The sequence below is a fragment of the Pseudanabaena biceps PCC 7429 genome (assembly GCF_000332215.1).
Lineage (GTDB): Bacteria > Cyanobacteriota > Cyanobacteriia > Pseudanabaenales > Pseudanabaenaceae > Pseudanabaena > Pseudanabaena biceps.
Map to the genome: position 1 here is coordinate 20,208 of NZ_ALWB01000054.1, position 8,156 is coordinate 28,363.

An 8,156-nucleotide genomic window follows, 5' to 3' on the forward strand; every position below is an offset into this window, starting at 1 on the left:
CTTGGTTTTTAGAGGATTGAATTCTTCATACTAAGTAGCTGAGTGCAATTAAATATAAAATCCTAAAACCTATAACGCACGCTGCGCGTGCGTTATAGGTTTTAGTTCTGTTTTTTTAATTATTTCCAGTCACTTATAGCTCTAATCGTTAGTTCAATATTTTTCTGTTAATTCAGTTTCTAATAGATTTTTTGCTGATGGTAAAACAACTGTAAACTTAGTTCCCACATTGACTTCACTTTCGACATTGATATTGCCATTATGGGCTTCTACTGCTTGCTTGACAATGTATAGTCCCATCCCTAACCCCTTAATATTGCCAACATTTTCAGCTCTTAAAAATGGCAAAAATAAATTATTTAAATATTCTGTAGGTATACCAATGCCGTGATCGCTAATGCTTAGAGCTAATTGATGAGCGTCACAAGTTAAATCTACATCAATAGTGCCACCTTCATAGGAGTACTTAATGGCATTAGAAACTAGATTCATGAAGATATGCCACAGCAATTTTTTGTCAATATTCAACTTGTAGGCTAGCCCTTGACTATCAAATTTAATTCGATATTTTCGCCCGCTTTCTTCGGTTTGAAAACTCTCAACCAGTTGCTGGCAATAGGTAATAGCATCTACTGGCTCTGGATTAAATGGGAATTTGCCCGACTCAGAACAAGCAATAAACCTGACTTCTTCCAGTAACCAGTTAATATCTTTGATCGCAGATTGAATAGAAGTAAGATTTTTAGCTCTGCTCTCTTTAGTTAGCTGCTCCTCAAAGTTTTGTAACTTCCAAATCAACAGTCTAATTACTGACATGGGCGTGGAAAACTCGTGGGAAGCCATGGCGAGCAACCGAGATTTTAGAATATGCAGTTCCTTTTCTTTGTCTAGCGCTTCTTGTAATATTTGTTCTTCTTGATGCTTTTTTAACGCCAGCATAATAGCCACATTGACTTCAGCGTATCTCAGAGGCTTAGTCAGGTAGCCATAGGGGGAAGAGGCGATCGCTTGTTTTAACGTCTCAGGATCGCTGAAAGCAGTGAGATAAATTATGGGAATTGAAGCGGTTTTATGAATCTCATTGGCAGCAGCGATCCCATTATCTGAGCCTCTTAATTTAATATCCATCAAAATAATCTCTGGACGTTGCCGATGGATCGAGGCGATCGCCCCATCACTACTGTCAACGATCTCCAGAACTCGAAATCCCAAGTCTGATAGAACATCCGAGAGTGCGTTTGCTGTAACAAGCTCATCTTCTACAATCAAAACATCTGCGATTGTATGAGTCTTCACTGTCATGGGTTTGTTCCATCTTGCAACTAAGATAAGCATTTTTGCTGAAATGCTTACTATTTAATATTTTTTAATTATACGATTAATATATAAAATTGATAGAGTGACAATGGATTAAAATCAAACGTTGGTTTTGCCTTCCCAGTGAAGGATTAGGACAAGGCAAAACTTTTATTGTCAGAGAATTTATGAAAAACTATATGATTGCTTGCCCTAAAGCGGTATAATAGTAAATCCTTGCTTCTATGTAAGTTCCTAGAAGCCAAATACTGACCGTAAGGAAAATATTAAATGACAGTTAAGCGTTTGTACGAAACCATGTATATCCTGCGTCCCGATCTTCCTGATCAGGAAGCCGATGCAGCGATCGCGAAATATCAAGACTTCTTAGTACAGCAAGAATCTGAAAATATCACGATTCAACACCGTGGCAGACGCAGATTAGCCTATGACATCAAGGGACACCGTGAAGGTATTTACATCCAAGTAAACTACTCTGCAACCCCTAAAACGATTGAAAGCCTAGAAAAATCTATGCGTCTTGCCGATGATGTGATTCGCTATCTAACTATTAAGTTAGATCCAGAAGCTATTGAAGAAGATGCTGAAGCAATTATTCCCGATGCTGAGGAGCCAGCAGCCATTGATGCGGCTGAATAGCTAAATGCTCGGAAAAATTATATCAAGTGTAATTTTTCTCTAAAAAGATCCTCGCTAAGCGAGGATCTTTTGTTAGAACCCAAAAAAGGATGCTGGGCGGCGCTACGCGCCGCCCAGCATCCTTTTTTGGGTTCTAAAACTTATGTTGCTATATTAAAAAATTACAGGATGCCCCAGAAGTGCAATACACCTTGACCGCTAATTAGTTCGATCGCTAGTGCCGACACAAAGCCAATCATAGCCAAGCGTCCGTTCCAATTTTCAGCACCAGAAGTAAAACCCCAATTCCATACGTTACGGTTTTCGTCAGACATAATCGATATCCCTTTTAACTAGCTTACATTTAGAAATGTAACAGATAGCTTAAAATTTCGCAATCTTTCTTGATGTTTTTCTGCCCTAAGACAGACATAAAGCCCATGAATAGAGTTGTGGAGCAAAGCTCCACAACTCTATTCATGGGCTTTAATTCACAAAAGTGTTGTCACGCTTTTGTGAATTAAAAACTAAACCCAGCAGGGGGTTTAACAACACAAAATGGCTTAGCCTTTTTGTGTTTTGGTATCATTTGGCTATAGTTCAGCCCACAAATCTAATTTAAATCCAATTCAAACCCTAGATTTAGGTGCGATCGCTTGTGAATTGGGTAGAATCCAAGAGATATTTCACGCAATAATTTACGCAAGGACAGAATTAACTATGCGAAAAATATGGATGAGGCTTCTGGCTGGCTGCTTAGCATTGCTGATTAATTGGACAACAACAGGGGCAGTATGGGCAGCTAATTCCCCAAAAGCTGGAGATCCTAAGTTTCAGGGCGTACCGCTTCAGTGTTTTGTGTCCTTAGCTGACGCAGGGACATCCCCCGAAGCAAAGGTTGCTGCCTATACCGAAATTGCAGGTAAATATTTAGAATTGGATCTTTTGGATCGATCCACAAAAGTCTTGCAGAAAGGCTTAGCCGCTGCCAAAGATATCCCTAAGCCATCACTTCAAGCCTTTGCCCTATTAGATATTGCAGGGCGATTGACCAAGGCTTCGCAACCGAAGTTGGCGATAGATTCCCTTGGGAAGTCTCTGGATATCGTTAAGGAATTAACCGATCCCGTGGATAAAGTTTTTGCTACTATCAAAATCGCTCAAGCCTATGGTGAAGCTGGCGACAAGAGTAGCACCCAAAAGCTACTAATTGAGGCAAATAAGGAAACTCCCGAAATTATTGATGCCTACGTGAGATCCCGTGCTTTCGCGGCGATCGCTAATGCCTATACCGAAATTGGTGATGCTGCAAATTCTGAAGGAGCAATTGCGGCGGCAACGGATTTGTTACCAATGATCGAAGACCCGAATATCAAGACAAGAGCAAGGGTAGAGATCGCAGGTAGCTACGCACAGGCTGGCAATCATGCTAAGGCGATTGCTTCGTTAGGCGTGGTTTTTGAAGAGTTCGATCAGATGCGTGACCGAGCGATCGCTTCTGCTAAGGATGCCGCTGATAAAGATGCTAAGAAATCCCAGCCTTCCCCAAATGCTAATGCTAAGGTAGCAAATAAAAACCTCAAGAATGTTGAGCCGAAAGAAACGAAGGCTGTCCCCGATCCCAAGGTTGTTGAACAAACGGCAACCGTTAATGCTGAAATTTTAAAGACGCGATCGCTCTTTCTGATTGCCAATCAGTACTTAGTTTCCAAGCAGTACGACAAGGCTTTGGAAGTAATTGCCAACCTTGATGATCAATCCGTAGAAAAGAGCGTGGGGATTGCTAACGTGGCAATTTCCTATGTCAAGGACAAGAATAATGAAAAGGCACTTCAATTATTCGATCAGAGTTTGCAGGGTTTAACAAAGGTTACCCCTTCAAGTGATGTGTTTACTCTATTGGTAGAAGTCGGTCGTCAATACCAGATCCTTAAAAAGACAGAACTGGCTAAAACAGTATGGGCTCAAGCCTTAACAATTGCTCAAAATTTCTCTCAACCAATTGATCGCCTTTTTGCGTTTAATATCATTGCCAGCAACTACGGTGAGTTTGGTTTAAACGAACCAGTCGAGCCAATTTTGCAAGAAAGCTTAGCGATCGCTAAAACTGCACCTGATCCTAATATTCGCTCCAGAGCGTATTCGGATATCAGCAGTGTCTATTGGACGATCGGTCAACGTGCTAAAGCCAAGGAAATTGCGCAAACGGTCGAAAACCCCGCCGAAAAACTGCAACTTGAAAAGCTATTTGCTTGCGCAACATAGCAATTGCTTAGCCAAGAAACAAGAATGGCGGCGCAAAGCGCCGCCATTCTTGTTTCTTGTAGCTATAGTCACTTGACCTGAGAGAAATCAAATCCCCATAATTGACTGGCGGCGCTTCGCGCCGCCAGTCAATTATGGGGGTAACAGCTATATTCAAATTTTTATTCAAACTTTAAGGAGCTTAATGCTGCCCACCGCTTGTCTAAAGTCTTATCTGAATTTTCGGCAGGACGATCCGATATCTCAAGAGCTGGCGCATCGGGAGCAATCTTGGGATAGGGAATGGCTAAGATTAATTGTTCGTAAAGCCATGCCGCAGGATCGAAGTAACCATTTGGCGATAGAGACTCTACTAAGTCTCCAGTTTCTATTTCCCGTTCCTTGGGATACTCGCCTTCAGGTAACGGCTCAGCCAACCAAATCATCTCAGAGGTATTGATCGCTAAGCGATAGTTGAATTGCACCAATGTGCGATCGCAGGTTAAGGTGATGATCGTTGAGGCTTTGGCAGTGACTTCAATAAATGAACCAACGTGGCGTACGCTCATAACGCCTTGAACGGGGGTTAAGGTTTCTAGTCCTTCAAGGGTTTCTTTAAATTCAAATTCCTCCGTGGCATTAACAGCCTTCGCAATCTGAGGTATGTATAGGTTTTCCATTAGCTCTGCACCAATTTAACGATTAAGTGACGATTTGGCTCTCTACCTTGACTGTGGGTTTCGATATCGGCAAATTCTTCTAAAAGTTGGTGAATATGGCGACGATCGGCTGAAGACAGTTGTTTAATAACAAATTCGGTCTTTGTCTCCCGCACTTGCTGTACGGCTTGATCTGCCAAGGCTTGTAAATTGGCGAGGCGTTGCGATCGATAGCCATTTAATTCCACAGTATAAAAATTTCGGCTGTCCGCATCTGCTGGCTCTGCCTGTAGATGTCGATTGAGCAGAACATTCGCTAGATACTGCAAAGAGTCAAGCACTAGCCCATCTTGACCCATTAGTCGCTGAATTTGCTGATCCTGCAAACCCTCAGTACTTATTTCTACCCAATAGTTGTTAGAAGTGCCGATCTTTTCTGGGGCTGTTTCTGCGAGTCTGGTATCTACCGAAGTTGCATAACCCATCAATCCCAAAAGCTCTTGCAACCAATTTGCACTTGCGTTTACGCTTGCTTTTATATTTGCTGAAGTATCTTCCATAAACGCACTTGCCCCATCAAATATCTATTCAAATATCTGTTCAATATTTTTGCAATATTGCCATAATTAATAATTAAAGTGGGCGGCACATCGCACCACCCACTTTAAACTAAGAGCCTTTCTTCTTTTTCTTAGAGTTAGATGAATTAGGCTCAAAAGGTATCGCGGACTTGGTAGGACTCTTGCTATCCTTATCTTTGTCATCCACTAAGGTTGTTTTAGCTTTGGCATCAAAGGGAATCTTACTCGTTTCCGCCTTACTAGAGGCGATCGCCTTACCTTCAGCCTTAGATCTAGCATCGCCAGAACTAGCAGAGACTGTTACAAGCTTTTGTAAATTCTCAGGTAATGGTTCTTTGGCAACAATAAAAGCCTGCAAAGTTTGGAAAATATTGGCAATCAACATATAAAGCATGACTCCCGAAGGCAGAGGGAAAAACAAAAACATGCCAGAGAAAATAATCGGCGTGAGTTTGTTCATCGTTTCCTGCTGAGAAGATTCAGGAGTTGCATTAGCCATTTTAGGAGTAGAGCCACTGGATATGGATTGGTTCGCATAAAGACTTACGCCAAATCCTAATACCATGATCACAATGTCCCAGTTAATGCTGCCATCAGCATTTTTAACACCAGTTTTGCCAAGAGCCTTGATGAATAGGAAACCTTTATTAGAGGCAAGTCCAGGAACCGTTGCTTGTACTGTGACATCACCTGTTTGTTTGGCGATGACGGTTCCATCTTCTAGAACCTCAACTAAATCTTGACCTTTGGTGACTTTCCACTTGGTTGTCAGGTCAATATCTGGGTATTCATTGGATAAAGCATTAAAATCTTTACCTTCAGATGTCTGCAAAACGATTTTTGACTTTTCTCCGATCGCCAAGTTCGTACCGTTTTCTGCGGTTGCCAATACTGGATAATGAACGCGATCGGCAAAGTAAACGTTTTGGCTAGGAGAGGTAAAGGGCTGATGCTGGATCTGCGCTGTATTTTCAGGAGCCGCAATCTGAAAATTTAAAGAATAATTAATATCAGCAAAGGGCGATCCCCTGAGGGTTGCAAACAGTGCAAACAGGATCGGTAATTGAATAATGGCAGGTAGGCATCCTGACAAGGGATTTCCAAACTCTTTGAAGTTTGCCGAGTTAACCTTGGCTAGCTCTTCTTGCTGCTTAGCGGGATCGCTCTTATAGCGCTCTTGAACTTCTTTGATTCTTTGTTGCATTACGGGGTTAGCAATTTTCATGCGTCGCATACTGCGAAGCTGATTAGCACTAACGGGGAACAACACAAAACGTACAACTAACGTTAATGCAATAATTGCCAATCCATAATTCGGCACGATGCCGTAGAAAAAATCTAGGAAAGGCAACATTATGTTGTTGGAAAGAAAACCTACACCGAAATCCATTTTCTACTTTACTGTTGGGTTTGCATCCGAATGATAACGAATATCACTCATGTATCACTCATGAAAATTAGGATCGCCCAAGATTTAATCTTCGAGGACGATCCTTCAATATTTTAGGCTTTGCCGCCGATCGCGCCACTGATGTCTCGCGCTTTGAGGGTCAGCTTCGATTCAATATATTCGTATGTTTCGCGAAATTTTGGCAAGGATTTTAGCTCTAGACGAGAACCATCCTTGAGCGTGAGTACCATGTCTCCCCAACTGCCCAGACCACGCGGGACAGTAACAATCTTGGCGATCTCTGCATACACAACGTCTGTGCGGGTTTGCCCCATCCAACCACCTGTGACAGTAATACGTCGATTGGTGATTCTATAGCGCAACCATAATGCTCTCGTGATGGCGGCAATACCAAAGGGAATTGTGATCACAAAAATACTCATCAGCAAACTAATAATTAGATCGCCAATGTGAGGTGCGCCTTCGTAGTAAACTTCCTCATTAACTGCCATGCAAAACCTTTGCCCTTGCTAGTAAATTCTTTAGGTCATCCCAAAGTTCTTGATAACTTGGCTTGCTTTGAACAGTAGTCACTGTTACAACTATTTGCAATCCACATCTCAATTGTGACAGAAGTTGCCGAAAAATGGCGCGAAGTTGACGCTTAAATCGATTACGGGTTACCGCCAACTTGCTGACTTTTTTGCTGACAACTATGCCTATCCTTGTTAAGGGAATATTGCTGTCAAAAAGAATTCGCAAATTTAGGTAAGTGCCTCTATAGCGATCGCCATTGGCATATACTTTTGCGAAATCTTCTCGCCGCCGCAGACGGTTTTGATTAGGAAGCACTAGAGATTATCAATTGCAAATCAAATACAAATAAAATACAAAATAAAAGGCAAATTGCGAATTAAATCTGGCATTAGCGCATCTGAACGAGCAAAACGATCAATTAGACGAGCCTATACGGTGGTGAGGCGAACTCTACCTCTGCTGCGGCGAGCCTTGATTACTCGTCGACCTGTGGGAGATTCCATTCTGGCGCGAAATCCAGAGGTGCGCTTCTTTTTGCGGACACTACCGCGTAGAGTACGTTTTGTCATAACCGTTACTTACTTATTTAGTTTCAAAGGATGTCATTTTTTCACAGGCTTTTAATCATAACACTTATACTTAGCCTCTGTATAGTTTTATGAGCCACCTTTGGAACTTATTTTCGGCTTTTTTTGCCAATTCATGGGTTTTAGATCTTGATTAGATCTTGATCTTTGAATACGTCATTACTAAGTAACGTGAGTTCGGGATAATTTGAAACGAGCTTGAAGAAAGGGTTTGCGTAGCAAA

The 8,156-nt window shown here is 41.8% G+C and carries 10 protein-coding genes; 2 read left to right on the forward strand and 8 right to left on the reverse strand.

Going from position 1 to position 8,156, the window contains the following annotated elements; genetic code table 11:
• Window positions 1–153: 153 nt before the first annotated feature.
• On the reverse strand, window positions 154–1,302 hold the full coding sequence (locus PSE7429_RS08220) for a hybrid sensor histidine kinase/response regulator (RefSeq protein ID WP_040687780.1): 1,149 nt from the start codon (window positions 1,300–1,302) through the stop codon (window positions 154–156).
• Between the two features lie 285 nt (window positions 1,303–1,587).
• Between PSE7429_RS08220 and rpsF the strand changes: the two genes are divergently transcribed.
• Window positions 1,588–1,956 (forward strand): 30S ribosomal protein S6, encoded by a 369-nt coding sequence (gene rpsF / locus PSE7429_RS08225; protein ID WP_009626670.1) that lies wholly within the window; start codon window positions 1,588–1,590, stop codon window positions 1,954–1,956.
• A gap of 161 nt (window positions 1,957–2,117) precedes the next feature.
• Here the strand turns inward: rpsF and PSE7429_RS08230 are convergent, their stop codons facing one another.
• The gene (locus tag PSE7429_RS08230) at window positions 2,118–2,270 is read right to left on the reverse strand and encodes a high light inducible protein (RefSeq protein WP_009626671.1); all 153 of its coding nucleotides are present in this window, start codon (window positions 2,268–2,270) and stop codon (window positions 2,118–2,120) included.
• 385 nt (window positions 2,271–2,655) lie between these two features.
• Between PSE7429_RS08230 and PSE7429_RS08235 the strand changes: the two genes are divergently transcribed.
• Window positions 2,656–4,200, forward strand: a complete 1,545-nt coding sequence (locus PSE7429_RS08235) for a tetratricopeptide repeat protein (RefSeq protein ID WP_009626672.1) — start codon at window positions 2,656–2,658, stop codon at window positions 4,198–4,200.
• Between the two features lie 161 nt (window positions 4,201–4,361).
• On the opposite strand, the gene PSE7429_RS08240 is transcribed toward PSE7429_RS08235, so the two are convergent.
• From PSE7429_RS08240 to rpmH, 6 genes are all read right to left on the reverse strand, one after another.
• Entirely contained in the window at window positions 4,362–4,859 is a 498-nt protein-coding gene (locus PSE7429_RS08240; protein WP_009626673.1) for a YceD family protein, read from the reverse strand.
• Window positions 4,859–5,398, reverse strand: coding sequence for a Jag family protein (locus PSE7429_RS08245; protein ID WP_009626674.1), 540 nt, complete (start codon window positions 5,396–5,398; stop codon window positions 4,859–4,861). Before PSE7429_RS08245 ends, PSE7429_RS08240 begins: the two co-directional genes overlap by 1 nt.
• 109 nt (window positions 5,399–5,507) lie before the next feature.
• Window positions 5,508–6,809 carry a membrane protein insertase YidC gene (yidC, locus tag PSE7429_RS08250; RefSeq protein WP_009626675.1) on the reverse strand — a complete coding sequence of 434 codons (1,302 nt, stop codon included), beginning with the start codon at window positions 6,807–6,809 and terminating at the stop codon, window positions 5,508–5,510.
• A 113-nt stretch (window positions 6,810–6,922) separates the two neighbouring features.
• Window positions 6,923–7,321, reverse strand: a complete 399-nt coding sequence (locus PSE7429_RS08255) for a PH domain-containing protein (protein WP_009626676.1) — start codon at window positions 7,319–7,321, stop codon at window positions 6,923–6,925.
• Window positions 7,311–7,661 (reverse strand): ribonuclease P protein component, encoded by a 351-nt coding sequence (gene rnpA / locus PSE7429_RS08260; RefSeq protein ID WP_009626677.1) that lies wholly within the window; start codon window positions 7,659–7,661, stop codon window positions 7,311–7,313. The genes PSE7429_RS08255 and rnpA overlap by 11 nt, the downstream gene beginning before the upstream one ends.
• A 113-nt stretch (window positions 7,662–7,774) precedes the next feature.
• The gene (gene rpmH / locus PSE7429_RS24315; RefSeq protein WP_009626678.1) at window positions 7,775–7,915 is read right to left on the reverse strand and encodes a 50S ribosomal protein L34; all 141 of its coding nucleotides are present in this window, start codon (window positions 7,913–7,915) and stop codon (window positions 7,775–7,777) included.
• Window positions 7,916–8,156 lie beyond the last annotated feature (241 nt).

Excerpts from the sequence above, each read along its gene's own strand:
- rpsF (WP_009626670.1), top strand. The coding sequence starts at position 1,588 with ATGACAGTTAAGCGTTTGTACGAAACCATGTATATCCTGCGTCCCGAT.
- PSE7429_RS08245 (WP_009626674.1), bottom strand. The coding sequence starts at position 5,398 with ATGGAAGATACTTCAGCAAATATAAAAGCAAGCGTAAACGCAAGTGCA.
- rpmH (WP_009626678.1), bottom strand. The coding sequence starts at position 7,915 with ATGACAAAACGTACTCTACGCGGTAGTGTCCGCAAAAAGAAGCGCACC.
- PSE7429_RS08235 (WP_009626672.1), top strand. The coding sequence starts at position 2,656 with ATGCGAAAAATATGGATGAGGCTTCTGGCTGGCTGCTTAGCATTGCTG.
- yidC (WP_009626675.1), bottom strand. The coding sequence starts at position 6,809 with ATGGATTTCGGTGTAGGTTTTCTTTCCAACAACATAATGTTGCCTTTC.
- PSE7429_RS08240 (WP_009626673.1), bottom strand. The coding sequence starts at position 4,859 with ATGGAAAACCTATACATACCTCAGATTGCGAAGGCTGTTAATGCCACG.
- PSE7429_RS08255 (WP_009626676.1), bottom strand. The coding sequence starts at position 7,321 with ATGGCAGTTAATGAGGAAGTTTACTACGAAGGCGCACCTCACATTGGC.
- PSE7429_RS08220 (WP_040687780.1), bottom strand. The coding sequence starts at position 1,302 with ATGACAGTGAAGACTCATACAATCGCAGATGTTTTGATTGTAGAAGAT.
- PSE7429_RS08230 (WP_009626671.1), bottom strand. The coding sequence starts at position 2,270 with ATGTCTGACGAAAACCGTAACGTATGGAATTGGGGTTTTACTTCTGGT.